The organism is Acinetobacter sp. YH16053, from assembly GCF_013417035.1.
GTDB lineage: Bacteria > Pseudomonadota > Gammaproteobacteria > Pseudomonadales > Moraxellaceae > Acinetobacter > Acinetobacter towneri.
The window spans coordinates 1-26357 of the sequence record NZ_VPEP01000021.1 but is presented as its reverse complement, the minus strand read 5'-3'; the positions used below and the strand labels follow the sequence as shown (position 1 = coordinate 26357).

Annotated in this window: 29 protein-coding genes, 1 rRNA gene and 1 pseudogene; 17 read left to right on the top strand and 14 right to left on the bottom strand. The window is 42.4% G+C overall.

Annotated features, from left to right (window positions below):
* Positions 1–75 precede the first annotated feature (75 nt).
* Positions 76–900: an MBL fold metallo-hydrolase gene (locus tag FTV43_RS12195; RefSeq protein WP_179995559.1), complete on the top strand. Its 825-nt coding sequence runs from the start codon at positions 76–78 to the stop codon at positions 898–900.
* Positions 901–962: 62 nt separating this feature from the next.
* Here FTV43_RS12195 and FTV43_RS12190 read toward each other — a convergent pair whose 3' ends face one another.
* From FTV43_RS12190 to FTV43_RS12170, 5 genes are all read right to left on the bottom strand, one after another.
* Entirely contained in the window at positions 963–2003 is a 1041-nt protein-coding gene (locus tag FTV43_RS12190; protein WP_179995558.1) for an SPOR domain-containing protein, read from the bottom strand.
* Complete coding sequence (gene folC, locus FTV43_RS12185; protein WP_179995557.1) at positions 2000–3283, bottom strand: bifunctional tetrahydrofolate synthase/dihydrofolate synthase; 1284 nt, start codon at positions 3281–3283, stop codon at positions 2000–2002. Before folC ends, FTV43_RS12190 begins: the two co-directional genes overlap by 4 nt.
* Entirely contained in the window at positions 3280–4176 is an 897-nt protein-coding gene (accD, locus tag FTV43_RS12180; RefSeq protein WP_179995556.1) for an acetyl-CoA carboxylase, carboxyltransferase subunit beta, read from the bottom strand. Before accD ends, folC begins: the two co-directional genes overlap by 4 nt.
* A complete protein-coding gene (gene trpA, locus FTV43_RS12175; protein ID WP_004976260.1) occupies positions 4173–4976 on the bottom strand; it encodes a tryptophan synthase subunit alpha in 804 nt (267 codons plus the stop codon). Before trpA ends, accD begins: the two co-directional genes overlap by 4 nt.
* Before the next feature lie 406 nt (positions 4977–5382).
* Positions 5383–6447 carry an AraC family transcriptional regulator gene (locus FTV43_RS12170; RefSeq protein ID WP_179995555.1) on the bottom strand — a complete coding sequence of 355 codons (1065 nt, stop codon included), beginning with the start codon at positions 6445–6447 and terminating at the stop codon, positions 5383–5385.
* Between the two features lie 132 nt (positions 6448–6579).
* On the opposite strand from FTV43_RS12170, the gene FTV43_RS12165 reads away from it, so the two are divergent.
* The gene (locus FTV43_RS12165; RefSeq protein ID WP_179995554.1) at positions 6580–7455 is read left to right on the top strand and encodes a metal-dependent hydrolase; all 876 of its coding nucleotides are present in this window, start codon (positions 6580–6582) and stop codon (positions 7453–7455) included.
* A 204-nt stretch (positions 7456–7659) separates the two neighbouring features.
* On the opposite strand, the gene orn is transcribed toward FTV43_RS12165, so the two are convergent.
* On the bottom strand, positions 7660–8217 hold the full coding sequence (orn, locus tag FTV43_RS12160; protein WP_004976254.1) for an oligoribonuclease: 558 nt from the start codon (positions 8215–8217) through the stop codon (positions 7660–7662).
* 123 nt (positions 8218–8340) lie between these two features.
* Here orn and rsgA point away from each other — a divergent pair, with 123 nt between their 5' ends.
* The 4 genes from rsgA to secB all read left to right on the top strand — a co-directional run bounded on the left by rsgA (position 8341) and on the right by secB (position 10682).
* Positions 8341–9399, top strand: coding sequence for a small ribosomal subunit biogenesis GTPase RsgA (rsgA, locus tag FTV43_RS12155; protein WP_096902409.1), 1059 nt, complete (start codon positions 8341–8343; stop codon positions 9397–9399).
* A gap of 94 nt (positions 9400–9493) precedes the next feature.
* Positions 9494–9901 (top strand): rhodanese-like domain-containing protein, encoded by a 408-nt coding sequence (locus tag FTV43_RS12150; RefSeq protein ID WP_004976250.1) that lies wholly within the window; start codon positions 9494–9496, stop codon positions 9899–9901.
* 30 nt (positions 9902–9931) lie between these two features.
* Positions 9932–10189: a glutaredoxin 3 gene (grxC, locus tag FTV43_RS12145; RefSeq protein ID WP_162164696.1), complete on the top strand. Its 258-nt coding sequence runs from the start codon at positions 9932–9934 to the stop codon at positions 10187–10189.
* A 34-nt stretch (positions 10190–10223) separates the two neighbouring features.
* On the top strand, positions 10224–10682 hold the full coding sequence (secB, locus tag FTV43_RS12140) for a protein-export chaperone SecB (RefSeq protein WP_004976246.1): 459 nt from the start codon (positions 10224–10226) through the stop codon (positions 10680–10682).
* 77 nt (positions 10683–10759) lie between these two features.
* Here secB and coaBC read toward each other — a convergent pair whose 3' ends face one another.
* Complete coding sequence (gene coaBC / locus FTV43_RS12135) at positions 10760–12034, bottom strand: bifunctional phosphopantothenoylcysteine decarboxylase/phosphopantothenate--cysteine ligase CoaBC (RefSeq protein ID WP_004976244.1); 1275 nt, start codon at positions 12032–12034, stop codon at positions 10760–10762.
* Between the two features lie 113 nt (positions 12035–12147).
* Between coaBC and radC the strand changes: the two genes are divergently transcribed.
* Together radC and FTV43_RS12125 are read left to right on the top strand one after the other, a co-directional pair.
* A complete protein-coding gene (radC, locus tag FTV43_RS12130; protein ID WP_104853058.1) occupies positions 12148–12846 on the top strand; it encodes a DNA repair protein RadC in 699 nt (232 codons plus the stop codon).
* 68 nt (positions 12847–12914) lie between these two features.
* Positions 12915–13823 (top strand): bestrophin family protein, encoded by a 909-nt coding sequence (locus tag FTV43_RS12125; protein WP_004976242.1) that lies wholly within the window; start codon positions 12915–12917, stop codon positions 13821–13823.
* A 105-nt stretch (positions 13824–13928) separates the two neighbouring features.
* On the opposite strand, the gene FTV43_RS12120 is transcribed toward FTV43_RS12125, so the two are convergent.
* Positions 13929–14783 carry a PHP domain-containing protein gene (locus FTV43_RS12120; protein ID WP_131261955.1) on the bottom strand — a complete coding sequence of 285 codons (855 nt, stop codon included), beginning with the start codon at positions 14781–14783 and terminating at the stop codon, positions 13929–13931.
* A gap of 45 nt (positions 14784–14828) precedes the next feature.
* Here FTV43_RS12120 and FTV43_RS12115 point away from each other — a divergent pair, with 45 nt between their 5' ends.
* The 4 genes from FTV43_RS12115 to mnmC are packed head-to-tail and all read left to right on the top strand — an operon-like array spanning position 14829 to position 18172.
* Complete coding sequence (locus FTV43_RS12115; protein ID WP_179995553.1) at positions 14829–15440, top strand: septation protein IspZ; 612 nt, start codon at positions 14829–14831, stop codon at positions 15438–15440.
* 29 nt (positions 15441–15469) lie between these two features.
* Positions 15470–15772, top strand: a complete 303-nt coding sequence (locus FTV43_RS12110; protein ID WP_004976238.1) for a YciI family protein — start codon at positions 15470–15472, stop codon at positions 15770–15772.
* A gap of 5 nt (positions 15773–15777) precedes the next feature.
* Positions 15778–16233: a hypothetical protein gene (locus FTV43_RS12105; RefSeq protein WP_004976237.1), complete on the top strand. Its 456-nt coding sequence runs from the start codon at positions 15778–15780 to the stop codon at positions 16231–16233.
* A gap of 37 nt (positions 16234–16270) precedes the next feature.
* On the top strand, positions 16271–18172 hold the full coding sequence (gene mnmC, locus FTV43_RS12100) for an FAD-dependent 5-carboxymethylaminomethyl-2-thiouridine(34) oxidoreductase MnmC (RefSeq protein ID WP_179995552.1): 1902 nt from the start codon (positions 16271–16273) through the stop codon (positions 18170–18172).
* A 79-nt stretch (positions 18173–18251) separates the two neighbouring features.
* Here the strand turns inward: mnmC and FTV43_RS12095 are convergent, their stop codons facing one another.
* On the bottom strand, positions 18252–18566 hold the full coding sequence (locus FTV43_RS12095; protein WP_004976235.1) for a rhodanese-like domain-containing protein: 315 nt from the start codon (positions 18564–18566) through the stop codon (positions 18252–18254).
* A 92-nt stretch (positions 18567–18658) separates the two neighbouring features.
* On the opposite strand from FTV43_RS12095, the gene FTV43_RS12090 reads away from it, so the two are divergent.
* Both FTV43_RS12090 and FTV43_RS12085 read left to right on the top strand, forming a co-directional pair.
* Positions 18659–19147, top strand: a complete 489-nt coding sequence (locus FTV43_RS12090; protein WP_004976234.1) for a YajQ family cyclic di-GMP-binding protein — start codon at positions 18659–18661, stop codon at positions 19145–19147.
* A gap of 12 nt (positions 19148–19159) precedes the next feature.
* The gene (locus FTV43_RS12085) at positions 19160–19669 is read left to right on the top strand and encodes a DUF4442 domain-containing protein (RefSeq protein ID WP_104853054.1); all 510 of its coding nucleotides are present in this window, start codon (positions 19160–19162) and stop codon (positions 19667–19669) included.
* Positions 19670–19748: 79 nt separating this feature from the next.
* Here the strand turns inward: FTV43_RS12085 and FTV43_RS12080 are convergent, their stop codons facing one another.
* Genes FTV43_RS12080 through FTV43_RS12070 form a run of 3 tightly spaced genes read right to left on the bottom strand, consistent with a single transcriptional unit; the run spans position 19749 to position 21551 of the window.
* Positions 19749–20180, bottom strand: a complete 432-nt coding sequence (locus FTV43_RS12080; protein WP_004976232.1) for an acyl-CoA thioesterase — start codon at positions 20178–20180, stop codon at positions 19749–19751.
* 42 nt (positions 20181–20222) lie between these two features.
* Positions 20223–20654: a thioredoxin TrxC gene (trxC, locus tag FTV43_RS12075; RefSeq protein WP_070153832.1), complete on the bottom strand. Its 432-nt coding sequence runs from the start codon at positions 20652–20654 to the stop codon at positions 20223–20225.
* Complete coding sequence (locus tag FTV43_RS12070) at positions 20655–21551, bottom strand: alpha/beta hydrolase (protein ID WP_179995551.1); 897 nt, start codon at positions 21549–21551, stop codon at positions 20655–20657.
* Between the two features lie 123 nt (positions 21552–21674).
* Here FTV43_RS12070 and FTV43_RS12065 point away from each other — a divergent pair, with 123 nt between their 5' ends.
* Both FTV43_RS12065 and FTV43_RS12060 read left to right on the top strand, forming a co-directional pair.
* Positions 21675–22010 (top strand): TIGR01244 family sulfur transferase, encoded by a 336-nt coding sequence (locus FTV43_RS12065; RefSeq protein WP_096902417.1) that lies wholly within the window; start codon positions 21675–21677, stop codon positions 22008–22010.
* A pseudogene (locus FTV43_RS12060) lies at positions 22003–22394 on the top strand (sulfur transferase domain-containing protein). Before FTV43_RS12065 ends, FTV43_RS12060 begins: the two are co-directional and overlap by 8 nt.
* A gap of 189 nt (positions 22395–22583) precedes the next feature.
* On the opposite strand, the gene FTV43_RS12055 reads toward FTV43_RS12060, so the two are convergent.
* Positions 22584–24584, bottom strand: coding sequence for a hypothetical protein (locus tag FTV43_RS12055; protein ID WP_179995550.1), 2001 nt, complete (start codon positions 24582–24584; stop codon positions 22584–22586).
* Between the two features lie 160 nt (positions 24585–24744).
* Between FTV43_RS12055 and FTV43_RS12050 the strand changes: the two genes are divergently transcribed.
* Complete coding sequence (locus FTV43_RS12050) at positions 24745–26127, top strand: dihydrolipoyl dehydrogenase (RefSeq protein ID WP_179995549.1); 1383 nt, start codon at positions 24745–24747, stop codon at positions 26125–26127.
* 114 nt (positions 26128–26241) lie between these two features.
* On the opposite strand, the gene rrf is transcribed toward FTV43_RS12050, so the two are convergent.
* Positions 26242–26356 (bottom strand): 5S ribosomal RNA (rrf, locus tag FTV43_RS12045).
* Between the last annotated feature and the right edge of the window lies 1 nt (position 26357).

The following is a 26357-nucleotide window of genomic DNA, read 5'->3' as shown; positions in this document are numbered from 1 at the left end:
TTAATCCGATTGTGATTGGCGACACACAACAGATCAGGTATAAGCAAAATAACATTCATAAAAAAACGTCATTTTGTGATCTACAACATTCATCATTTACATTGCGGCACGTTTTGCCCTATCTGTGCGCCTTTATTTGGACAACAAGGTTGGCAGGCAAAATTGGTCTGCCATTGTCTATTATTAGAAACAGATCAAGGCTTGGTCTTGGTCGATACAGGCTTAGGCGTTGAGGATTATTTACATCCCAAACAGCGTTTAGGCACATTACTGACCCATACCGCTCGGATTCAACACGACTTAAGCCAGACCGCACTCAAGCAAATCCAGCAACTTGGTTATCAGGCCAGTGATGTGCAACATATTTTGGTATCGCATTTGGACTTTGATCATGCGGGTGGGATTGCTGATTTTCCAAACGCGACTGTGCATATCCTCGCGAGTGAATACAAGGCAGCCTGCAATTTAAAGTCTTTAAAAAATCGCATGCGTTATAAACCTAAGCAATTTCAGCAACATACTCATTGGGATTTTTTAGAACCAACACGAGGTGAAGCTTGGTTTAATTTTAATCGTGTGCAAGGTTTAACAATTTTTAAGGATGAAATTTTACTGATTCCTTTGCCTGGACACTCCGCTGGTCATTGTGGCATTGCCATTCGGCAGGCACAGGGCTGGTTATTTTTCTGTGGCGATGCTTATTATGCGCAAGCACAGCTAGACCGTAAACAATGCTTCCCAGCACTACATACAGTTGAGTATTTGTTTGCAGAAAATAATTTAATGCGTTTAAAGACTTTAGCGAATATTCAGCATTTGGCTCAAACTGCACCACAAGTTGAGATTATTTGCGCACATGATCCAATTGCCTTAGCGCAATATCAAATACCAAAAGCCTAAATAAAAAAGGATTTAACCTGAAAGATTAAATCCTTTTTTAATAAACATCTTGATCGAATGATCTAGTCACGTTTATCTAACGGCACCCAATCAATCACCCATGCAGATTTCATATTCAAACTTGGGTCTGCGGTAATGTTCTTACGGGTTGCATCGGCAGCATCACGGTCTTTAGATGGCCCAACCATAATCCGAACCCCTTTAGACGTTGGACTTTGGGTGACTTTATAACCTTTGGCTTTCAGTTTTGCCGCCAAAGCATCGGCATTGGCTTGGTTAGCAGCCAAAGCCACTTGTACCATCCACTGCTTATCGCCTTCTTCCAATAACTTACGTGCTTTTTCAGCTTCAGCCTTTTTCTTGGCAGCTTCTTCAGCTTTGCGTTTTTCCTCAGCTTTACGTTTTTCTTCGGCAGCCTTACGTTCTGCTTCTTTTTTCGCTTCTGCTGCTTTGCGCTCTTGTTCAGCTTTACGTTTTGCATCGGCTTGGCGTTGTTCTTCCGCTTTGCGCTTCTCTTCTGCAATACGTTTTTCTTCCGCTAAACGCTTTTCATCTGCTGTTTTTTTCTCTGCAGCACTACGCTCTTGCGCGGCTTTTAACTCAGCAGCTTTCTTGGCATCCGTTGCCTTTTGCTGCTCTAACTTCTTTTGCTGGGCAGCTTTTTCTTCAGCCAAACGCTTTTGCTTGGCTTGTTCATCTTCGACCAATTCCGGTGGAATATTGTCAGAACTTTGCTGCTGACCAGAACGCAATGCATTTAAGGCAGCATATTCTTCTGCAGCTTTACGCGCTGCTTCAGCTTCTGCCTGTTGTTGCATCGCTAAAAACTCAGCTGCACGTGCTTCTTGCTCCGCTACTGCTTTTTCACGCGCACGGCGCTGCTCTTCAAGCAGACGCTGCTCGGTTTGCACATCGACAGTTAAAGGTTGCAATTGCACCATTTCTGCCTGATTGGCATTTTTATGTTGAACTTGTTCGGCTTGGCTTGGGGTTTTCACATTATTTTGATGTATTTCTTCTTGCCCTTTTAAAAGCAATGCTGCCAATAAAACACCACCACCTAATAAAACAACGCCACCCATCCAGCGTTGTTTGTTATTCATTGACATTCTTCCAAATACTCCCATACCGCTTCTAAGGTATGAAATGATCCACATACCAAAATCAGCTGATTATTTTTAGTTTCATCCAGTGCTGATTTAAAAGCCAATTGTATACTGTCGAAGTGTTGTATTGTTTCGCCTTGCAAAGCTTGATCCAAAATTGTGATCTCTGCCGCACGAGGCACATTTAATGTGGCAATTTTCCACATTACGACACTATCTTTCAATAACTCAACCACAGAATTTATATCTTTATCTGCAAGCATTGAAAAAACACTGATTACTTCAGTGTACTGTTTATTGTAATTTAAGAAATTGCGCAATTGCTTTAACAAAAATTCAACGCCATGCGGGTTATGTCCTGCATCAAAAATCACGGTTTTGCCCTGAATTTGACGAATTTCAAAACGTCCCGCCAATTTGGCCGTTTGAATACCTTGTGCAATTGCATCTTGGGTGATTTCTAAACCACTGTGCAAGACTGCTGCCACAGCCGTTGAAATATTATCAAGTGCCAAGCTGCCTGCGGGAAGTTTTAAGGTGCAGCCCGATGCAGCAAACATCCACGACTCACCATCTTGCATGTCCCGATAAAAATAATCACGATTCAGGGTAAACAATGGTGCATTACAAGCTGCTGCCTTATCTTGAATAGCTTGAGGCAAATCTTGCTGACCTGCAAAAATGACAGGAATGTTAGGACGAATAATGCCTGCTTTTTCATAGGCAATTTTTTCGATGCTATCGCCTAACCAATCGACATGGTCTAAACCGATATTGGTAATAACCGCCACATCTGGATTAACGACATTGACCACATCTAAGCGTCCGCCTAAACCGACTTCAAGCACCCACACATCGCAGTCACGTGCTTTAAAAATCACAAAGGCTGCCAAAGTCGTGGCTTCAAAGAAAGATAAACTCAGATCGCAATCACGTCGTGCTTGATCGACTTGCACAAAAGCATCAATCAAACTTTGGTCATCGATTTCGACGCCTGCTAATTTGACTCGTTCATTAAAACGGTAAATATGCGGCGATTGGTACAACCCAACCCGATAGCCCTGCGCATTTAAAATAGCCGCTAAAGTGGTTGTGGTTGAGCCTTTGCCATTGGTTCCCGCAACCGTAATGACTTTAGCTTTAGGATGGGTTACACCCAATTTTTCTGCAACGGGAATGACCCGTTCCAAACCTAAATCAATACCCGTAACGTGAACATGGCTCCAATAATTGAGCCATGTGTTTAAATCATCGGTTGCAAGAGGTGCTGTTTTCAAGGCAAGTTCATCAGTTTCGCAAGAATACGATAAACTGTATCACGTAATGCATGACGATGGACAATTTGATCGACCACACCATGATCAAGCAAGTATTCTGCACGTTGGAACGGTTCTTCCAGTTTTTCACGTACAGTTTGCTCAATGACACGTTTACCCGCAAAACCAATCATCGCTTTAGGTTCTGCAATGTGCACATCACCCAGCATCGCCAATGATGCAGTTACACCACCATATACAGGATGTGTTAATACTACGATGTAAGGTAAGCCTGCTTCTTTCATACGTTGAATTGCTGCAGAAGTACGCGCCATTTGCATTAATGACAACATGCCTTCTTGCATACGCGCACCGCCCGATGCTGCGAAGCAAATTAACGGTTGTTTTTGCTGAATCGCACGTTCAGCAGCTTGCACAAAACGGTCACCCACTACGGTACCCATTGAGCCGCCCATAAAATCAAACTCAAATGCACAAGCAATGACTGGCATATCTTTTAATAAGCCCTGCATCACCACTAAAGCTTCGGTTTCACCCGTTTTCTTTTGCGCTTCAGTCATACGCTCAGGATAAGCTTTGCTGTCTACAAATTTGAGTGGGTCTTTGGCAGAGAATTCTCGACCTAATTCGTTTTGCACTTGATCAAAGAACCAAGTTAAACGCTCACGCGCTTTCATACGTAAATGTTCATCACATTGTGGGCATACATAAGCGTTGAACGACATTGCCGTACGTGTCACCAAGGCATGACATTCTGGACATTCAATCGTTGGTTCAGTAAAGATCGCTTTTAACGCTTGTTGCTCATCTGGTGTTTCAATACCAGGTACACCACGTGCAGTCCACGGCGTCGATGGGCTTAGAATTTTCCCTGTTTTCACTTCTTGACTCATACTAACTCATCGAGCGCAGCTCGAAGCTCCTTCACTTTATTAACCGTTGCAATGACGGCTTGTTCTGGTGCTAAGCTCGCAAATTGTTTTACAAAAGCACTTCCGACAATGACTGCGTCGGCAGCCGCGCCCATTGCTTTGGCAGATGCAGCATCACTGATGCCAAAACCCACACCCACAGGCACGTTGGTTACAGCTTTAATCTGTTGAATGCGGGTTGCTGCTTCTGCAACATCAAGTGTTGCTGCACCCGTCACGCCTTTCAAAGAAACATAATAAATAAAGCCACTGGCTTGGTTTGCAACAAATTGAATACGCTCTGGTGTAGAAGTTGGCGCTAACAAGAAAATTTGATTCATCCCATATTTATTCAGGACTTCATCAAATTCTTGGGCTTCTTCAGGTGGTAAATCGACCAGAAGTACACCATCGACACCACAGTCATGTGCATATTCAACAAACTTTTCATAACCAATGACTTCTACAGGGTTTAAATATCCCATCAATACCACAGGAGTTTCCTGATCTTTTTGACGGAACTCTTTGACCATGTTTAAAGCATCTAGCGTATTGGTTCCACCTGCCAACGCTCGCTCTGCAGCGAGGGCAATTACTGGACCATCAGCCATTGGGTCTGAAAACGGCAAACCTAATTCAACGACATCTACCCCTGCCTCGACCATTTGATGTAACAACGGAACTGTGACTTCTGGATGAGGGTCACCTGCCATAACATAAGAAACCAAGGCCTTACGCTGTTGAGATTCAAGCTGTGCAAATCGTGTGGCTAAACGTGACATAGGGTTGTATTTTCCTTGAATGATTAAAACTGAGACATTTGCTATTGTAGAAATACAAATTGACCCATTGTAACGCTATTTTTTACTCAATGAATAGCGCACAGGCATGGGTTGCTGCATTTCTGTTTGCAAAACGATTTATTCAGAACAACCGCGAGGCTACATTTACTGATATTTGCGCTTTTTTCTCAATGATCAAAGATGCCTAATTTTGCCTGCTTATCGGTTTTTGAAACTTGCTCAATCGTGCTTTTAAATTTAAAAATATTGATAAAAATAAACAACTTCAGGTTTTATCTTAGGCTTTATCAACCTTGCAAAAGCTGATTCGGTCATGGCTACACACAGCTTATTTTCAATCTCTTAGCGCGAAATCACCTGTTGATAATGAGCCAATCCATACTATTTATGGCGTATTTTGCTGTAGAGAAAGCGCATCCTCAGCTTGCTGCAACTGCTGTTTACGTTTTAGCAAGGTCTGTCCTGTGCAGGCTTTATAGGCACGCGCCAAAGCCGATTGGTCTGAATAACCCAACAACTGTGCAATATCGCTTAGGCTCACATTTTGTTGTAGTAAGTTTTCACAGCGCTGCATCCGTTCTATTTCCAGAATCTGTTTAAAACCCGTACCTTCCTGTTTAAGCTGACGCTGTAACGTCCGCCCTGAACGAAATAAACGCTGTGCCACCCATTCAATATTCGGTAGTTGCTGTTCATAACGTAAATAATGCGCCACCAGCTCTTGGACTTGTTGCCGCACGGTTTCTAATTGTGGTTTTAACGCAATCGCATCTTCGGCTTGTTTGGTGAGTAAATGAATTAAAGAGGGATCGGCCTGCTGTGGTTTTAAACCAAGACTTTCTAAATTTAAAACAATTTGATATTCCGGTTGTTTAAATAAAACCTTACAAGCATAGAATTTTTCATAATGCATCATCGCCATACGCGGTGCGTGGGCAAAATGAATTTCCCGTATCGGAGAGTGTTGAAAATTAAAAATTTGCATCGCCAATTGAGTCATACACGCAAAAGTCATTTCATGAACCAGGCTATATTTTTCATCCACCAATGGCCATGATAAATATAAGGCATCCAATTGTTCTTCCAGCCGCATCGGTACTGCTGCCGTACCATCTACCACCAAACGACTAAAACGCATCATATATTGAATGGCTTCTGCAACACTGTTACTACGCGATGCCATATAGCCAAGCACGCCAAAATGTTCAGGCTGAATATAACGTGCCAATTCAAAAACGAGCGTTGGACAATCTAAAAACTGAATACTGTGTTGGATGATCTCGTTAAAAAACTGATAAGACGATTGGGTATCCATAGGCAATGCCAACACATGTTGTAACTGCTGCAATTGTGCAGGCGAAAATCCAAGCTGCTCAGGAATCTTACCCTGTACAGATAAATAGCGTAACCAAAGTTGATAATAGCCATTTGGAATTTGAATTTCGCTCATGTGCTTGCTCATCTTGACATGCATCATTTTCTTTTGTCGTTTAATGTATAAAAACTGGCAAATACTGTCAAAACAAATCTGCCCAAGCCCGTCATACTGCAAACAGGATTGACCAGAGTGAAATAAAATAAAATGAATGCACTTGTCCAATATCATGCTACGCCAATAGTACGCAGCAATCTCGATTTTAAATTAGCCGATGTGCCGCGTTACTGGTTTGCGGGTGATCCGTTTCTGACCCGCATGTTTGACGCTTTAAGCCTGACTTTTCCTGATGGCGAGCGTTATTTCATTCAATCGGTACGTTTGTTCCGTGATCAAATTCAAGACCCAGACTTAAAACAGCGTGTTGCCGATTTTATTCGGCAAGAAGCTCAGCACGGCATTGCACATGACAAAATGAATCAGGTTATGAAAGATCAAGGCATGCCTGTAGATCAATTTATCCATCGTCTAAACAAAGTGTTTAAGTTTGAACTCAAATATCGCTCGCCCCAATACAATATCGCCATGACAGCGGCTGCAGAACATTTAACTGCACTCATGGCAGAAACTTTTTATGGCGAAAAAGAAACGTTACAAGATGCACATCCGTATGTCCGCGCCTTATTTGCATGGCATGCGATTGAAGAAATGGAACATCGTGATGTGGCGTTTGATGTAATGCAGCAGGTAGGCAATGTGCCTGAAGTGACCCGAAAAATGGCGTTGGTGCTGACCACAGGTTTAATGTTCGGATTTACCCTGTACCGCGCCAATGTCATGCTGAGATGCGATGGGTTTAATCGTACCCAGCGCCTTAAAATGAATGTACGTGGCTTGCAATGGCTGTTTGGCAAACAAGGGAAATTACGCAAAATGCAATCACAATATCGTGATTGGTTTAAACCTGACTTTCACCCTAGCCAACATCCAATCATCGCGCAATATGATGTCTGGCTTGAGACTTTGGCGCAAACAGGCGACCCAATTCAGGCAGGTGAAGCATTTTGGCAGGCAGGAAAATAAAGCTTTTGGTTTTGCTTGGCTTTTAACCAATGAACACCTAAGCATTGCTTAGCTTTATACAAACTTGCCTCTAATATCTTTATATAAAGTAAGGCATAAGGCAATGCTGCGTCATATCTTATTATTTCTTATTTATGAGTGACCAACACAGTTTAAGCGTAAGAGATCGCTGTTACAGCTCCATCTCCTACGCAGAAAAAGGTTTTAGTCCTGATTCATAATAAAAAAGTATTGGCGATAATATTTCAGCTCGGCAATCGAATCACGAATATCATCCATCGCCAAATGCGACGCATTCTTTTTCAAACCGCTCATAATTTCTGGACGCCAGCGCTTTGCCAACTCTTTCACTGATGAAACATCCAAATTACGATAATGGAAGTACTGTTCCAATTCAGGCATTAAACGGTGTAAGAAACGGCGGTCTTGGCAAATAGAGTTACCACACATTGGGGATGTTTTAGGATTGACCCATTTCTTTAAAAACTCGATAGTTTGCTGTTCTGCATCCTGCGCAGTGAGTTTGCTACGGCGTACACGTTCAATTAAACCTGACTGCCCATGCTGACGCGTATTCCACTCATCCATAGCATTTAAAATGCGGTCAGGTTGATGCACTGCAAGCACAGGCCCTTCTGCCAAAATATTCAAATGATCATCGGTCACAATGGTGGCCACTTCAATAATCTGGTCATTGTCGGTATCTAGACCGGTCATTTCCAAATCAATCCAAATCAGGCGAGTATCAGGCGTGCTGCTCATAAATGTGCAATCTTATTCGGCTTAAAAACAACATAGTAGCAAATTTCTTGCTTCTTGGCTGTAACTGTGCCCCCGCTTCATGCTATTTTTGCCATCCTGAGCTCATGGTTTTTTAGGATATGAATGGCTTTAATTCGTAAACGTCGATTGACTGAACAACAGCAACGTCGAATTGAAAAACAACACAAGTCACGTCAGGCAGACATTGACACTTCACATGATTTAGAAGGCTTGGTGGTACAACACTATGGTCGTCAATTAGAAGTGCAGGCTTTATCTGTTCCTGAAATTCATCCTGAAAAACCTGTGGTGCACGCAGGTGAGCCTGAACCGTTTTGGAAACCTATCGAAATAGGCAGCATTTGGCGTTGTCATACTCGCACCAATTTAGAATTATTGGTGACGGGAGATCGGGTCAAATGGCAAGCCGATCCGAATACAGGTTTAGGGATTATTACCGCGATTCATCCACGCCAATCTTTATTGACCCGACCTGATCGTTATCACAAAGTTAAACCTGTTGCCGCCAATATCAGTTTGATTGTGATTGTTTTTGCGCCTTTGCCTGAACCTGCACCGGGCTTGATTGACCGCTATTTGGTTGCTTGTGCCGATGCCGATATTCCCGCCTTATTGGTCTTAAACAAATCTGATTTGCTCAAAGAAAACGACCCGATTTTAGACTTGCTTAAGGAATATCAAGACTTGGGGTATGAAGTCATGCAAACCCAGTCCGATGCGAATTTAGAGCATTTGGCGGCACGTTTGGCAGGTGAAACGGTGGCTTTTGTTGGACAATCGGGTGTGGGGAAAAGCTCGCTGATTAATGCCATCGTGCCTGAAGCGGCGCAAAAGACCAATATCATTTCAGAAAACTCAGCACTTGGACAACACACCACAACCTCTACCCGCTTAATTGGCTTTGGAGATGGTGCAGCCTTAATTGACTCACCGGGGATTCGTGAATTTGGTTTATGGCACTTAAGCCAAGATAAAATTCAAAATGGTTTTCCTGAAATTGAAAACCTGCTGGGGCATTGCCAATTCCGCAACTGTACCCATAAACATGAAAAGCAATGTGCGCTGCGACTGGCTGCTGCAGAAGGTGAAATATTATCGCGTCGTTTAGACAGTTATTTAAGACTGTGTGATGAAATTGCCGAAGCGCAACAAAAAAATTAATTTTATTATGGCGCTGCCCTTGAAGCGGTGTTTTTGATCGCCATATTTATACGCTATACTCTTGAACAATTTTGACATTGTAATTAGGTGACTTGTGGAACGTTGGTTCGAATTTATGGGGAATCATCCCTTCTTATTTGGGACGCTGGCTGTATTGGTAGTGTTGTTCTTTGTGTTAGAAGGTCAACGCAATGGTCGCAAAATTTCCCCACAATCTTTGGGTATTTTAGTCAAAGCTAAAAATGCCATGTTGATTGATTTACGTGATGCCAAAGATTTCCGTGAAGGTCATATCAGTGGTAGCCGCAATATTCCCTATAGCCAAATTACCAAGCATGTTGAAGAGTTAAAAACCTCAGATCGCCCATTGGTCTTTATCTGTAACTTGGGTCAGGTTGCAGGCAGTGCTTTACAACAGGTCGCACATACCGATGCCTATCGTTTAGATGGCGGTATTAGCAACTGGAAAGCACAAGGTTTACCTTTAGTAAAAAGCAAATAGTTTTACCCAATATTTTTCGCAAGGAGAACAATCATGGCTGAAGTCACTATTTATTCAACGACTGTATGTCCATACTGCATTCGTGCAAAACAACTCCTTGAGCGTAAAGGCGTTGCCTATAAAGAAATTAATTTGTCGAATGAAGCGCCTGAAGTACGTGTTGAATTAATGCAACGCACCAATCATCGTACCGTTCCACAAATTTTCATCAATGACCAGTTTATTGGCGGCTTTGACCAATTATATGCGTTAGATCGCGAAGGCAAGCTCGATCAATTATTGGCATAAACATAACACGATAACCAACTCTTAAGGATTTAACATGAGTGAAGAACAACAAGCTCAACCACAATTGGCATTAGAGCGTATTTATACCAAAGACATTTCTTTTGAAGTTCCTGGGGCACAAGTATTTACCAAAGAATGGCAGCCTGAATTGAACATCAACCTGTCATCTTCTGCAGAAAAAATTGATCCAACCCACTTTGAAGTAGCATTAAAAGTTGTGGTTCAAGCCAACAACGCAGGCGATACTGCATTTATTGTTGATGTTACCCAAGCTGGTATTTTCCTGATTGATGGCGTTGAAGAAGAGCGTTTACCGTACATTCTTGGCGCATACTGCCCGAACATTTTGTTCCCATTCTTGCGTGAAGCAGTGAATGATATGGTTACCAAAGGCAGCTTCCCACAATTATTGTTAACGCCAATCAACTTCGATGCCGAGTTTGAAGCCAATATGCAACGTGCTCAAGCCGCTGCAGCTGAAGGTCAAGCTTAATTCGCGATTGGATATAAAAAAACCGCTGAAATTTCAGCGGTTTTTTATGTCATCCGTTTGCTGATGGACGATCAAAATTAAAAATCATCATCCTGAGATGGATCTCGATACAAGGCATCATGAATCGCTTCGACCAATTGCTGCGCAATTTCCTGTTTCGAGGCTTTTTCCAAATCGCGTTTTTCCATACGGTAGCTTTCGGCAAAAAATACCGTCATGGCATTTTCATCGGAAGCAAAACCAATATCGGCACGGGAAACGTCATTGCAGGCAATCATATCCAGTTTTTTCGCCACCAACTTGCCTGCTGCATACTCTTCTACATTGCGGGTTTCTGCAGCAAAGCCAACCATAAACGGACGTTTTTCCTGTTGCGCAATGGTCGCAACAATATCAGGGTTTTTGACCAACGCCACATTCAGCTCATCGCCTAATTTTTTAATTTTGTGTTCCGCAATTTCTGCCACGCGGTAATCTGCCACCGCGGCTGTAGCGATGAAAATATCACAGCCTTGTTCAAGCATCTGCAAACTGGTATCTAGCATTTGAATTGCAGAAGACACATTAATTCGCTGTACCCCATTTGGCGTATCTAAACTAACTGGGCCTGCAATAAGCGTGACTTTTGCCCCTGCTGCATAACAGGCTGCAGCCAAAGAAAAACCCATTTTGCCTGTACTATGGTTAGAAATATAACGCACAGGGTCTAAAGCTTCGCGGGTTGGGCCTGCTGTAATGGTGACATTTTTGCCTGCCAACATGCCAAATTTTTCCACCAAAGCACGCTGTGCCTGATGAAAATACTGCGTCACCTGATGCGCCAAATCTTCAGGTTCTGGCATACGCCCTAAACCAACATCTCCACAGGCTTGTTCGCCCGCATCGGGCATAATTACATGCACGCCATCTTCCACCAAAGTGGTTAAGTTACGCTGTGTGGCTTTGGCTGCCCACATTTGCTGATTCATGGCAGGTGCAACCCAAACTGGTGCAGTGGTGGCTAAATATAAAGTACTGAGCAAATCATCGGCCAGACCTGCAGCAAATTTGGCTAAGGTGTCGCAACTGGCGGGCGCAACCAAAATTAAATCGGCCCACCGTGCCAATTCAATATGCCCCATGCCTGCTTCGGCTTCGGTATCTAATAATTCGGTATGTACTGGATTGCCTGACAGTGCTTGAAAGGTCAGCGGTGTAATAAAAGCTTGTGCCCCCTTGGTCATGACCACGCGAACACTAAACCCCGCATCCTTTAAACGACGCACTAAAATCGCACTTTTATAGGCCGCAATGCCGCCTGTCACAGCTAAAATAATGTTTTTATGAGGGAGGACGCTTAAATCGAAGCTCACAAATAAGCCACCTTTTTGTTGCAGTGGCGCTCACAATAGCATTAAATAATGTCATTCCCAAGAGATCTGTTGGGATTTAAGTTTCAAATTTAGAATAAAAAAGTCAAATAACAATGCATTTATCTATTAAACATTGGCCTGAACAAGAACGGCCACGTGAGCGTCTGATTCAAAATGGTGCTGCAAGTTTGTCCGATGCCGAACTACTGGCTATTTTCCTGCGCTCAGGCTCGCAACAACATTCTGCGGTGGAGTTGGCACGATTGCTAATTCAGCATTTTGGCAATCTCACTACTTTACTCGATGCACCCATTGCCGAGTTGTGTCAATTTCACGGCATGGGTAACAGTAAATATTCACAGCTCATGGCAGTTAAAGAACTCGGACGGCGTTATGTGGCTGAACATTTAAAACAAGATGCACTAGAGCTTAGCAACTCCAAACGTTTGATGGAGTATTTGCGTTTTGAACTTTTGGGCGAAACCCAAGAAGTGTTTGCGGTACTTTGTCTAGATGCCTGTTTACGCAAAATCAGCTTTAAAAAGTTATTTTATGGCGCAGTGAATTCGTGTGAAATTTCTATTAATCAATTGCTGCGTTTTGCAATTAGCCAACACGCTACGGCGATTGTGATTGCACACAATCATCCTTTCGGATTGCCACATCCCTCACGTGCAGATTTAATCCTGACGCAGCAGATTCAGCAAGCCTGTCAGTTGCTAGAGCTGCGTTTGATCGATCACTGTATCATCTCAAGTGAAGGTAATTTTTCCTTTGCCGAACAACAACTGCTTAAATTTGAGCACACTTAAAATTTGCATATTGACAAAGCCTGCACAAGCACAGAAGATCATCAAAAAATTGTGATGATTCTAATAAAATGATAGTCGATCAACCCAGTGTATTTAACTTACTGTTTTCTTGGCGGGGCACGATTTTACCGAAGGTCTTACCGCCTTTGGGCGTGGTGATGTTGATCTCCACCATTATTGGCGGTTTGTCTTATATTGGTTATTTTCATTTTCCAGAATTGCCTTTGGTTGGCTTTACTTTAATTGGGGTGGTGCTGTCGATTTTTTTGGGCTTTAAAAACTCTGCCTGTTATGACCGTTGGTGGGAGGCACGTAAACTTTGGGGCATGCTGATTGCCAACGCGCGCCACTTTGACCGCGACTGCCGTATACTTAGTCAAGCACGACGTGAACGCGTCATTCAGCACGTCATTGTATTTGCCAATGTCTTGCGCGACCGCCTGCGTCATCAAACTGCCAATCCAACCGAGTTAATTCAAACCAGTGGCATGAGTCAGCAAGCAATTACCCAACTGTATCAACAAGCCAATGCGCCGCAATACACGCTCAGTTTGATTCAATGGGAGTTAATGCAAGCACTTAAAGAGGGCGAAATTTCCGATATTATTTACACACAAATGAATCAACACGTCACAGAGCTGAGTTTGGTACTCACGGGTTGTGACCGTATTGCTACCACACCGCTCCCTTTTGCGTATTCAGTCCTACTTAACCGAACAGTGTACTTTTTCTGTTTTATGTTGCCCTTTAGTTTAGGGTCTACACTCGGATTGGCGACTCCGCTTTTGGTCGGTATTTTGGCTTATACTTTTTTAGGTCTGGATGCGCTCAGTTCTGAAATTGAAGAACCTTTTGGCACGCAAAGCAATGACTTACCTTTAGATGCCATGGTAAGAACCATTGAAATTGAATTATTGGGTACGTTGGGTAAACCAACGCCACCACCAATTCAGGCACAGGACAATAATTTGCTTTAGACCCTCTTCCCAACCTTCTCCCAGAGGGAGAAGGAGTTTTTATCCTTTCTAAATTTTAATAATGGATATCACATCTGCTTATATGAGAAGGTTGGGATGAGGGAGTTACTCAACAAAACTCTCCCAAATCCCAATTTGACCATCTTTCACCCGCGGAATATTGCCCAATTTAATCCACGGCATATTTTCACCATGAAAATCGCTGCCGACAGATACTTTTAGACCATGTTCAGCAATCATGCGATCCACCATTTGACGGGTCGATGCAGGGTCAATATTAGGCGGCAATTCCACTGCATCACCCCCATATTTGGCAAAAATTTCAATCAAATAACGAATATTGGTCGCAGATAAATCATAACGGGTTGGATGCGCCAACACGGCAAAACCCTGACTGTCATGAATTACCCGAATCGTATCTTCCAAACTCAAGCCATCAAATTTCACATAAGCCTTTTTGCCTTCTTTGATGTATTTATCAAATGCTTGCTGCACACGCGTTACAATGCCTTTTTCTTGTAAGGTTTTGGCAATGTGCGTACGGGTAATCCGATCTGCTACGCCTTCGACTTTAAGAAGTACATCATTATAAATATCTTGTCCAATCAGCGGAGTGAGTAAATCACAAATTTGTTTGGCACGTTCTGCACGAATTTGTTTTTGCTGTTCCAGCAGCGCCTGTAAAGGTGCAGGATTTTGCATGTTTAGCGCCACCACATGCACGCTATAGCTTTTTTTAGTGGCAGGACGTGACCATTGACTGGAAATTTCCACTCCCGAAATAATCTTTAAATCTTGCCCCTGAGCCGCTTGCTCTGCCAAAGCCAGCCCATCCATTGTGTCATGATCAGTCAATGCCAAGGTATGAATGCCCTGCTGAATTGCCGCAGACACCAATTCTCCAGGTGACAAAGTTCCATCAGAAATATTACTGTGTGTATGTAAATCTACGCCGTGCATCACTTATACTATGTCATTTATTTGATCAGATTTAGATACTCTAACATGAAAGCACTTTTAGACTTTGTGCCCCTCATTATTTTCTTTTATTTATACAAAACTGTAGATCCAAAAGATACTAATCATCAATTACTACAACTGATCGGCTCTGCAGGCGGTGTCGATAACAACCATATTTTGGTGGCCACCACAGGTCTGATCATCTCGATGTTAGTGGTGTACGGCGCATTGTTCATCATGCAAAAATTCCGTTTAGATAAACAACAGTGGATTGTGCTGTTTATGACCGTAATTTTTGGTGGCGTTACTTTAATGTTAAGCGATGACTTTTATATTCGCCTGAAAGCTGCCATTTTAAACATTGTATTTGCAGGTGCTTTTTTGCTATCACCATGGTTCAGCAAAGACCGTAAACCACTGATTCAACGCTTATTTGGGCCTGTGTTCAACTTGGCCGAAGCTGGCTGGAAAAACCTGAATTATACTTGGGCAGCCATGTTTGCAGTCATGTCTTTCCTACACGTATTTTTTGCATTTTTATTTATGGACGGAAAATATTGGGGCGAATTCACTGCTTTTGGTGACATGATTGTGATGTTTTCCTTTATCATTGTGCAGTTTATTGTATTGCGCAAATACTTTAAAACATCTGAATAATTTCTGATCTGCGATATTCGAGAGTAACTATGCCTTTATTTGTTCTGAGTTGTACTGACCGTGAAGGTACACTGGAAAAACGTCTTGCGACCCGTCCTGCACATCTTGCACGTTTGCAACAACTCGATGCCGAAGGTCGCTTAATTGTGGCGGGGGCAATGCCAAAAGACCCAAGCAATCCACAAGCAGGCTTTTATGGCAGCACCATGATTGTCGATTTTGACAGTCGTGAAGCACTCGATGCTTGGCTACAAGATGAACCTTTCTTAAAAGAAGGCGTATATAGCCACATTGACGTTAAGCCATTCAATAAAGCATTCCCTCAAGGATAAGCGCTATGCGTTTCGTTGTTGCCAGTGTTGTTGCTGTTCTGCTCAGTTCACCTGTATATGCTGTTGAGCCAGCCACAACCACACCTACTGCACCTGCTCCTGCTGCTGTGACCAACACGGCAGCTGTAGCAACAGCCAATGGGGTTACTCCTGCACAAGATAAGCCCCTGACTGCAGAACAAATTGCCAAAAATAAAGCCCTTCAGGAAGCTAAAACCAAAGCCTTGATTAAAGATCAGAGCACACGTTTGCAACAACTTGAACAGGCAAACCTCGATGCTTTGGCACAGAATCAGGAACTGCAACTTAAAAACGATAATTTAGGCGTGCAAGTTCAAGTACTGCAAAGTGAACGCAGTGCGCAAATGTTTTTATACGGTGCTGCAACACTCGCGGTTGGCGTATTGCTCGGCTTCTTAATTGCTAGCTATGTCTATACCAAACGTCGCCGCCAATGGTAAGGTGAGCATTCACCTCTTGATTTAAGGTACTCTGGTTTTGTTTCAGCCTATTCAAACTGCCGAGCTGGATTGGCAACTGGTCGATGGTATTGATGTGCCCATTTCCAAACAATTTGGCGATGTGTATTTCTCTAAAGACAACGGTTTATTAGAAACACGGCATGTGTTTTTACAGGGCAATGACTTACCCATCCGTTTAGCAGCGCTGAATGATTTTGAATATTTTTGTGTAGGCGAAACAGGCTTTGGTACAGGCTTAAATATTTTAGCGCTCTGGCAATTATGGCAACAGGTACGTCCCAATAATCGCAGCCATTTACACGCAATTTCTGTCGAAAAATTTCCACTTTGCAAAGCCGATCTTATACGTGCCTTAGCGGCTTGGCCCGAACTCAGTCATCTGTCTGAACAGCTGATTCAGCAATACCCTGCCGCTATTGCAGGCTGTCATCGTTTAAACTTTCCAGATGAACGCTTTAGCCTAGATTTATGGCTAGGCGATGCTCAGGAAGTTTTTCCTGTCATTGCTAAAACTGCTCCTGTCAATGCGTGGTTTTTAGATGGCTTTGCACCCGCCTGTAACCCCGATATGTGGCAGGAAACCGTGCTCAACCCGATTGTAGCACTGTCCGATTATGGCACGACTTTTGCCTCATTTAGTGTGGCAGGCGTACTCAAACGTGGCTTAAAACAACACGGTATTCACATCACCCGCCCACGCGGTTTTGGGCATAAACGGGAAATGCTGAAAGCCATCTGGCAAGCGCCTGAAATAGAGCCAATATCCGATCAGAACGAAACTCAAATTACAACAAATACCACAACAAGCAACCAACAGCGCCATATTGCGATCATAGGCGCAGGAATTGCGGGTTTAAGCTGTGCGTGGGCATTTTCCCAACGAGGGCATCAAGTCACGCTCTATGACCAAACAGCGCCACTTGCAGGCGGTTCTGGCAATCCTTTGGCACTCTTAAACCCAAAACTTTGCCCAATTCATCAAAGTGCTGATCATTTAATGACTTTGGCATGGCAACATGCTTTAAATCACTATGCCGCATTCAAAGCATTTCGTCCGTTGCAGATTCATCAACTGGCACTTAAACATGCCGATGAATTGCTGGATTTAGCCGCACAATACCCAAAAGGTATTTTAGCAGCACAGAGTGCAACCGAACTTACGCCACAAAGCGACTTTGCCAGTTTAAGCTTATTGCAAGCAGGAGCAGTTTCTCCACATCAACTGCGTGATGAAATTCTTGCGCATCCGCACATTCAGTTTCAGCAAGCTCAAATTAAACAAATCACCACGACAGCACAGCAACTGATCTTACACAGCGTAGATGCTGAACTCGGAACATTTGATCATGTCATCGTCTGTGCAGCGCTGCAAAGCGGTGCTTTTTTTGAACATTACCCTGTGCTTAAATCCATTCGCGGACAAGTCAGCTGGGTAAATAATACAGATCAGGCTTTGCCATTATCACAAGCCTATAGCTATGGCGGCTATTGCATGCAGCTCAATGCCGATCAACTGATCTTAGGTGCATCGTTTTATCCAAATCGGGAAGATTGTGACGTCTTGGTAGAAGACCATGTGCATAACTACGAACTTATCCACAGTGTCTTTCCTACGTATTCCGAAAACTTAGCACCCGTAGACACTTGGCAAGGTCGTGCTTCGCTACGCGCCCAAAGTCAGGATTATTTTCCCCTACTTGGCAAAATGCGTGATGATCAGGAAATTTACAGCTTTGCAGGACTCGGTTCTAAAGGCTTTTTATTTGCTCCGTTGTGCAGTGAAATACTGGCAGCACAAGTTTTAGCGGAAGCATGCCCTGTACCTAAAAACTTAGTACAAAAACTGGCAGCTACACGTTTTCAGAAAAAGGTGAAAACCAAGAAGCCTTATTTTAAAGCTCCTCCACCTTCAAGCTAACGCTCGCTTAGAGAAAATAGAAATAAAACGATACCCAACAAAAAAGCGCCTTACGGCGCTTTCTTCATATTGATGATACTTAGTGACCTTGTTCCAAAGGCATGCCTGCGTCGCGCGCAGCACGTGTACCACCCATTAAAACCACATATTCACGTGAGCTGTCCAAACCTTCTAGTTTTTCCGCTGCACGTGGGGCTTTACTTCCGCCACCACATAAAATGTAAATGGGTTGATCCGCCGACACCTGAGTAAGACTCTCTGCTGATAGATCGTTAATTGGCTGATTCACAGCACCTTTAACATGAGCTTCTGCATAAGCACTTGCATCACGTACATCCCAGATAATCGCGTCAGCTGGGAACTCAAATGTTGTAATTTCTTGTTTACGGATCATTGCGCACTCCTTTGATGTAAAACAACACTTGGCAAATGAAGAAAACATCCCTAGCATCTCAGATATTGTTTCCATTTGCAAAGGTCTTCATTATGCCTTCTTTCGATATTGTTTCTGAATTAGAACTTTTTGAAGTGAATCATGCGGTTCAAAACACACAAAAAGAAATCGGTACTCGTTTCGATTTTCGTGGTCAGGATGTTTCTATCGACCTCAATGAAAAAAACAAAGAGATTAAAATCTCCACTGAAAGTGATTTCCAATGTGAGCAAGTGTATACCATGCTCGAAAATCACTTCTATAAGCGTAAAGTCGACATTCAGGCGCTTGACCCACAAAAAATGACCGCATCAGGTAAAAATGTGATTCAAGTGATCAAACTTAAAGATGGTCTTGACTCAGATACCGCAAAAAAAATTAACAAAGCCATTAAAGACAGTGGCATTAAAGTGCAATCTTCTATTCAGGGTGACAAAATTCGTGTGACCGACAAGAAACGCGACACATTGCAACAAGTAATGGCGTTCTTGAAAGAGCAACAATTTGGTCTGCCACTGCAATTTAACAACTTTAAAGATTAATTTGGGGATGTCATGACACCAACCAATCGCTTAAACAAACTGGTCAAAGCAACATCAAAATTGCCGAAAGGCATTCAAAGCCGCCTTTTGAGTCAAGCCTTTGGTCGTGTCGTGCCGATGGTGGGCACTGCGAAAATTCGCTATCAAGAAGTAACCCCATCGCAAGTGGTGGTCAGTCTTGCCAATCATAAAGCCATGCAAAACCATATTGGACAGGTACATGCCTGTGCTATGGCGCTGTTGGCTGAAACTGCCACAGGTTTTGTAACTGCCATGAATGTGCCTGATAGTGCCATTGTGCTGATTAAAAGCCTGAAAGTGGACTTTAAACGTCCAACTCAAGGTGCAATGACAGCCATTGCCACACTCAGCCCAGAACAGCAACAACTCATGCACAGCACCGACAAAGGTGAAACACTGGTCAATGTCAGTGTGATTGATGAATCAGGCGAAGCTCCGATTCAGTGTGAAATGTTGTGGGCATGGGTGTCAAAAGCACATTTAAAGCAGAAACAAGCCTAACGCCTGTTTCCTCTCCAAGAAAAAATCCCAGCTACTGTGCTGGGATTTTTTTCATTACGATGTTTGACTAGCTTGATACTTATGATGCTTGACTAGCCTGAGCTTCTAAAAACTTCTGTTTGGCTTCTTCAGGAATCTGACGTTTTGAGCCTTTGACATCAACCGCAACAAAGGTAAATACCCCTTCGGTAACACGCACAGCTTCACGTGAATCGTCATGGCTATCCCACACTTCAATTTGCATTTGAATAGAGGTATTGCCCACTTTTAGAATTTTGGTGTAGCAACTGATCACATCGCCCACTTTTACAGGCACCAAAAAAGTCATTTGGTTAATGGAAATCGTGGCACAACGTCCTTTACTAAAACGCTCGGCATGAATCGCACCAGCCAAATCCATCTGTGAAACGATCCAGCCTCCAAAGACATCTCCACTCCAGTTGGTATCTGCTGGCATGGCAATTGTTTGTAGGGAAAGTACTCCCTCTGGTTTTGCATGAGAATCTGACACGTTCACTCCGGACATTTGCATTAAATTAGCACGAACAGTGCATTAAGACTGGGCATTGAGTTGCTGATCCAACCACTGTTGTAATTCAGTCGCTCGTAGCGCGCCGCTTATTCTAGCAATTTCATTGCTTTTATTCATCAATACCAGTGTTGGAATACTGCGCACATGGAATGCACTGCTTAAGCGTGGATTGGCCTCGGTATCAATTTTGGCAAACACCACCTGCGGATTCTGCTTGGCAACTGTTGCAAAATGTGGTGCCATCATCTTGCAAGGACCACACCAGTCCGCCCAAAGATCAATCAGAATAGGTAAATCGCTATTTTGGATAAAATTACTGAAATTTTGCTCATTCAATTCAATGGGTGCAAGCGGAATCAGCGCTTGATGACACTGCCCACATGCAGGATTGGCAGATAATTTATCTTCAGGCACACGGTTTTTTGCACCACATCCAGGGCATACAATAATCATTTACTGAACTCCAAACAGTTGCTGTAAAAACTCTAATTGGGTCTGAATCGCTTTTTTAAACCATTCTCCATGATAAATATCGAAATGTTGCATATCCCACTCCTCATATTGCACATAAGGTGCAATATTGGTGGCCGCTTCACGACTCGACTCAATTGGAATCAGGCTGTCACGCTGCGCAGCAATAAATAACACAGGAATATTGATTTGCCGCACTTCTTGAATGGGACGATAACGAATCAAATTAAAAAATACCCGCGCAGGAATTTCCCCACTCCAGTAATAGTCGGGGTTCACAATGGACATATAACCTGCATAACTGTCTGCAGTCGGTAAAAAACACAGTTCTTTTTGCGCCACTACTGCCAGTGTTTTAGGTGACATCCCCACCTTTGCTCCCATATAGTCCTGACTGGAAATTTTTAGGGCTTTCGGAAGTTGCTGCAAAGGATATAACTTGGCACTTTCCGCACCATCTACAAAAGGCACTTGTACCATGACCGCGGCAATATTGTGTAAGCGTGAGGCCAAACTCAGCACATATCCGCCACTCAGAGAAGTTCCCCACAGAATCATGCGTTTGGCATCAATCGACTTACGTTCCGCAATATGTGAAATCATGCTGCGCCAGTCGTCTAACTGCGCCTCTATGGATACCAACTCACGTGGACGCCCCGTACTTCCGCCCCAATAGCGATAATCGAATAACACCACGGCATAGCCTGCCTGAGCAAAATGCTGTGCGTATTGCACCAATTTAAAATGACGCAAGGCTGCTAGACCATGCGCCATCAGAATCACCGCGGGTTTTTCTATAGATTTAGGGCGATAAAAGTCTGCAGCAATCACCTCGTGATCACTTTTGACATATAAAGGCTCGACCGTATAGGAATGCATAAGCGCTCCATTGCGTTATTTTATCGTTATCATCGTTATAAATATTTCAGAACATTCTGCTCTTGAATCTGCTTAATGCTATCATAAAGCATATTGTCATGAATAAAATGATGGAGTATTCCCATGTCTGAACAAGTCGGTTTTGCGGGTCAAATTGGTCCTGAGCATGTGAGCCAAGTTGTAGAAAAGGGCTTTAAGTCAATTATTAATAACCGCCCAGATATGGAAGGTGGTGCTGAGCAACCAACCAGTGCGCAAATTGAAGAAGCTGCACGTGCAGCAGGCTTAGATTATGTCTATCAACCTGTGGTGTCTGGTCAAATTACTGAAGTCGATGTGCGTACTTTTGCCAATCACTATAACGAATTGCCAAAACCTGTGTTGATGTTCTGCCGTACGGGTAACCGCTCAAACAACTTATTCCAGTTGGCAAAACAAATGGATTTGTTGGATGACTAAACCCATCCTCAAATATGTATTTTGCTGTGTTCTGATCTGCAGCAGTGTCTCGCTGAGTCACGCTCAAAACGATGCTAAGGCTTAAATAGCAAAATCAGTGTTGCAGGTCAGATGAATGCTGCCAAATTTTCACAGTTGATGCGATGAGGTTTTAAATCTGTGATTGTGAATCGTCCTGACCAAGAAATCGGCAATGCTATTAAGGTGAGTGAATTACATAATATCGCAGAAAAATCTCAGATCAGTGAGCTTTATCAGCCCGTTAATAGCGGTAAAATTTTTCAAACAGACATTCTTGAATTCGCTAAATATTATAATGAGCTTCCTAAACCCATTCTGATGATTTGTCGTAGTGGCGCTCGTTCTAGTGCGGTATTTCATTAGGCAAAATCTCAAGGTTTGTTGCATGAATAAAGTTTTATTGGTGGTGATGTGTGTCTTGGCTCTGAGTGCTTGTAGTTCTATGCAAGTACGCCCGACGGTGGGTGTGAATGTGGGGACTTCGCTCTAATTTTTAAATTAGATTCCCATAAAAAAACAGCGCCGAAGCGCTGTTTTTTTTAAATATAATTTCTATTGATAATCTACATAAATCGTGGATACTTTACCATCTGGTGAAGAAACAGAAACTTTCAACGTATCTCCTACCGCACATTCTTTTAGACGATAGCCATAGTAACTTTGATTACTATTTTTGAAAGTGCTTGGTGTCAAAAGATCAAAGACATTTGCGACAGGTGAACTTCCTGTTGCTAACTCTGCAGTACAAGATAAATTATTGGCTTTTGTATTATCCTCAGGAGTAACACTTATTGTGGTACCTGTTGGCATAGGCACACTTTGAGCGCTATTTCCATACATATTAAAAGACAATAAACTTCCACTTGCCTTTACATTAGTAAAGGTTGGTGTATTTTCAGCAAATGCAAATAATAATTGCTGACGGATGACCGTATCTAAATTATCGTCACATGTGTCTGCGATATTCGGCTGTCTAATTGTAGATGGAGCACAGGTCGCTTTGTTTCCTAATACCGCACGATTATAAAGAAATTCACCAATACCATAATCTTTGTTATATTGATTATCCTCGTTATCGTCACGGAAAAAGCTACCAATATTACTAAGAAGTCGATCTACGCCTTTAGTATAAAGATTATCGCCATCTAAATCTGTAAAGCTTTTATCACCCTCAACATAAGCCAATACAGTCACACGATTATCTAAAGGACGAGGTTCTTGTGTTGTTAGAGTTACAGAACATACTCCTTGGACTGTTGAACAATTAGGTTCAACCTTCCCTCCCTCAGAAACAAAGCTAATTACTGTACCATCTGGAACAGGGTTCCGTGTACGATCAACCATTCTCGCTGTAATAGTTGCAGTGTCACCATCAATTACATTCTGTAATGAATTTTTAGATACTGATAAACTTAATCCATCTTGAGTGACTCGACCAATAGATACAGATACATTTTTAGATACAGCCGAAACATTTTTGTCTGAAACTAAAGTTGCTCTTATCTCCACAGGTCCAGGTTTATCTCCAGGATAAAGATTCACAATCACTTTACCATTCGAATCACTTTTTATAGTTTTGTTATTTTGATTACCAAATGATACGAACGATAAATCTTCTGGTGCTTGTACTTTCTCAATCAAAACATCTTGATCTGCTACAGGTACACCATTTGCATACAAAGTAAATTCAATTTGACCAGATGATGCTGAACCACTTTTTCTAATCCCCAAATTAACTTGATTAGATGTATATACTAATGAGTTAGCTTCAAGTGCCTTAATATTGACATCAACTTCAACTTCTGGGATGTTTAAACCTTTTGCTGAAATTTTATGCGTCCCTGTACACAACTTTCCATCTATACCAATTGCTTTGTATGATGTCGTAACATTTCCTTGATTTGATGAAACAACTGTAGCTGGTTCAAATTTACCACAAGTTGCAGTGAACTCAACGTTGACATTATTTTGATTAACTTTCGTCTTTGCATCTTGCGTTTTTAATGTGATATTTGTTGAACCACCAGACTCTAATTGAGTGCTAGCTGCCATCAAATCGACTAAAATAATATTGGTTGCTTGAAGTGAGAAATTAAGTGCTTGTGATGACGCTTGGGCACCATCAAAATCTGCAACTGCAGAAATTTGATAGGCACCATTAGTATTTAAATTTTCAGGTTTAACAGAAATACTCGCTTCACCACTAGTATTGGTTAAAACAGCACCATTGGAACTACCTAAAACAACACCACCAGTCACTGTAAATGTAACCAATGCACCACTAATTCCTTTACCTGACTGATCTGTTACTTTGACTTTAGCGATCACACCCTCTGCTGCGATTGCTTGAGTTAAGCTACCATTGCGATCAATCAACTCAATAGAACTAATATTAACAGATTTTACTTCTTCACCTGTACTAGGATTCAGAGCATTACCTGTAGTAGAACCTTTCGTATTATAATAACCATCACTTCCACCGCCACCACAGCTAGCCAATAAAACTGCTAAAGCCACAGCCGAAAACTTCAAACTAATTTCTTTCTTTTTCATTGAGTTAATCCCCAAATCCCTCTAAAACTATGAGTTGATCAAACATATAATTAATATTGTCAGATATGTAACCACAGTTACTGCTTTATGTAAATAAAAGCATGATAAATGTTTTGCTCGTGTTAGCCTGAATTTATTTATTACCTGAAGTAGCTCACAAATGTACGACCTCATTATTATTGGTGCAGGCACCGCAGGCATTAGCGCCTATAAAGAAGCGATTAAATACACCCAAAACCTAATCATCATCAATCACGGTCCATGGGACACCACCTGTGCCCGCGTTGGTTGTATGCCCAGCAAAGTTCTCATCTCTAGTGCCAATCGCATGCACGACATACAACATGCACAAGAAGTTGCACTCACGGTAGATGCAAAAATTGATACATCCCAAATCATGACGCACGTACGCCAATTACGTGATCGTTTTACCCGTGCCACACAAAAAGATGTAGATCGTTGGGAAGCATCCCATAAGATTTCAGGTTTTGCGACTTTTATAGATGCCCATACAATTCAAGTGAATGGACAGCAATATCAGGCAAAAGCTTTTATTATTGCAGTCGGTTCTACTCCTGCTTATGAGCAAGCATGGAAAGAAAAATTAGGCGAACGCTTAATCACATCAGATCAAATCTTTGAATTAGAGAACTTACCCCAATCTTTGGCCGTCATTGGCAGTGGTGTAATTGCAATCGAATTGGCTCAAGCTATGCAACGCTTAGGGGTAGATACCACTATTTTTGCCCGTAGTCGTAAAGTTGGTTCACTCCGCAGCCCAGAACTACAAACCATTGCACAAGATACACTCAGTCGAGAATTGAATATCAAATTTGAAACCTTGCCTACACAACTACAAAAAACAGAACAAGGCGTGAAAATTGAATATCAAGAAAATGGACAAATACAAAGCTTAACTGCCGATTATGTATTGGTTGCTACGGGTAGACGCAGCTATTTAGATCAGCTTCATCTGGAAAATATTGATACAAGTTTCAACAACATCAAACAACTCCCAATTGATCCTCATACCAAACAACTCGGACAGCATGCTATTTTTATTGTGGGTGATGCACACACGAATACTCCCATTCAACATGAAGCAGCACATGAAGGGCGTGCAGCCGTGCATAATTGTTTAAGCTTTCCAAACATTGAAAATATAAAAACATTAACACCCATGGGCATTGTGTTTAGCTCACCTGAAATGGCATCTGTAGGACAAAACTATAAACAACTGAAAGAGCAAAATATTGTATTTACGACAGGCTTTGTTTCTTATGAAAAGCAAGGACGTGCCTTAGTTTTAGGTAAAAATAAAGGCGCAATTGAAGTTTATATTGATCAAACCAGCCAAAAACTCTTAGGTGCTGAACTGTTTGTTGATGCTGCAGAACATCTAGCACACTTACTTGCATGGATGATTGATGAAGAGTTTACACTTGAAGATATCTTAAATAAGCCGTTCTACCATCCAACACTTGAAGAGGGTTTAAGAACAGCATTTAAACATGCACGACGACAACTACGCGAAATTCATTAGAATTTAAAAAGTACATGCTGACTCTTTAAAACCATCTACGGATGGTTTTATTTTTTTTCCTTTCCGTATAAAAAAGCCCCCTTGACGTTTATGTCAAGGGGGCTTTGAATAATGAGCTGGCGATGACTTACTCTCACATGGGTAACCCCACACTACCATCAGCGCGAAGAGGTTTCACTTCTGAGTTCGGGAAGGGATCAGGTGGTTCACTCTTGCTATGGTCGCCAGCA

What these genes read in the sequence shown, in the direction of transcription:
- radC (WP_104853058.1), top strand. Translation starts at nt 12,148, where the DNA reads ATGCATTTATCTATTAAACATTGGCCTGAACAAGAACGGCCACGTGAG.
- FTV43_RS12110 (WP_004976238.1), top strand. Translation starts at nt 15,470, where the DNA reads ATGCCTTTATTTGTTCTGAGTTGTACTGACCGTGAAGGTACACTGGAA.
- FTV43_RS12085 (WP_104853054.1), top strand. Translation starts at nt 19,160, where the DNA reads ATGACACCAACCAATCGCTTAAACAAACTGGTCAAAGCAACATCAAAA.
- FTV43_RS12095 (WP_004976235.1), bottom strand. Translation starts at nt 18,566, where the DNA reads ATGATCCGTAAACAAGAAATTACAACATTTGAGTTCCCAGCTGACGCG.
- accD (WP_179995556.1), bottom strand. Translation starts at nt 4,176, where the DNA reads ATGAGTCAAGAAGTGAAAACAGGGAAAATTCTAAGCCCATCGACGCCG.
- FTV43_RS12170 (WP_179995555.1), bottom strand. Translation starts at nt 6,447, where the DNA reads ATGAGCGAAATTCAAATTCCAAATGGCTATTATCAACTTTGGTTACGC.
- FTV43_RS12120 (WP_131261955.1), bottom strand. Translation starts at nt 14,783, where the DNA reads ATGCACGGCGTAGATTTACATACACACAGTAATATTTCTGATGGAACT.
- orn (WP_004976254.1), bottom strand. Translation starts at nt 8,217, where the DNA reads ATGAGCAGCACGCCTGATACTCGCCTGATTTGGATTGATTTGGAAATG.
- FTV43_RS12125 (WP_004976242.1), top strand. Translation starts at nt 12,915, where the DNA reads ATGATAGTCGATCAACCCAGTGTATTTAACTTACTGTTTTCTTGGCGG.
- FTV43_RS12190 (WP_179995558.1), bottom strand. Translation starts at nt 2,003, where the DNA reads ATGAATAACAAACAACGCTGGATGGGTGGCGTTGTTTTATTAGGTGGT.
- FTV43_RS12070 (WP_179995551.1), bottom strand. Translation starts at nt 21,551, where the DNA reads ATGCATTCCTATACGGTCGAGCCTTTATATGTCAAAAGTGATCACGAG.
- FTV43_RS12050 (WP_179995549.1), top strand. Translation starts at nt 24,745, where the DNA reads ATGTACGACCTCATTATTATTGGTGCAGGCACCGCAGGCATTAGCGCC.
- FTV43_RS12165 (WP_179995554.1), top strand. Translation starts at nt 6,580, where the DNA reads ATGAATGCACTTGTCCAATATCATGCTACGCCAATAGTACGCAGCAAT.
- rsgA (WP_096902409.1), top strand. Translation starts at nt 8,341, where the DNA reads ATGGCTTTAATTCGTAAACGTCGATTGACTGAACAACAGCAACGTCGA.
- FTV43_RS12105 (WP_004976237.1), top strand. Translation starts at nt 15,778, where the DNA reads ATGCGTTTCGTTGTTGCCAGTGTTGTTGCTGTTCTGCTCAGTTCACCT.
- secB (WP_004976246.1), top strand. Translation starts at nt 10,224, where the DNA reads ATGAGTGAAGAACAACAAGCTCAACCACAATTGGCATTAGAGCGTATT.
- FTV43_RS12055 (WP_179995550.1), bottom strand. Translation starts at nt 24,584, where the DNA reads ATGAAAAAGAAAGAAATTAGTTTGAAGTTTTCGGCTGTGGCTTTAGCA.
- FTV43_RS12090 (WP_004976234.1), top strand. Translation starts at nt 18,659, where the DNA reads ATGCCTTCTTTCGATATTGTTTCTGAATTAGAACTTTTTGAAGTGAAT.
- FTV43_RS12065 (WP_096902417.1), top strand. Translation starts at nt 21,675, where the DNA reads ATGTCTGAACAAGTCGGTTTTGCGGGTCAAATTGGTCCTGAGCATGTG.
- trpA (WP_004976260.1), bottom strand. Translation starts at nt 4,976, where the DNA reads ATGTCACGTTTAGCCACACGATTTGCACAGCTTGAATCTCAACAGCGT.
- FTV43_RS12115 (WP_179995553.1), top strand. Translation starts at nt 14,829, where the DNA reads ATGAAAGCACTTTTAGACTTTGTGCCCCTCATTATTTTCTTTTATTTA.
- trxC (WP_070153832.1), bottom strand. Translation starts at nt 20,654, where the DNA reads ATGATTATTGTATGCCCTGGATGTGGTGCAAAAAACCGTGTGCCTGAA.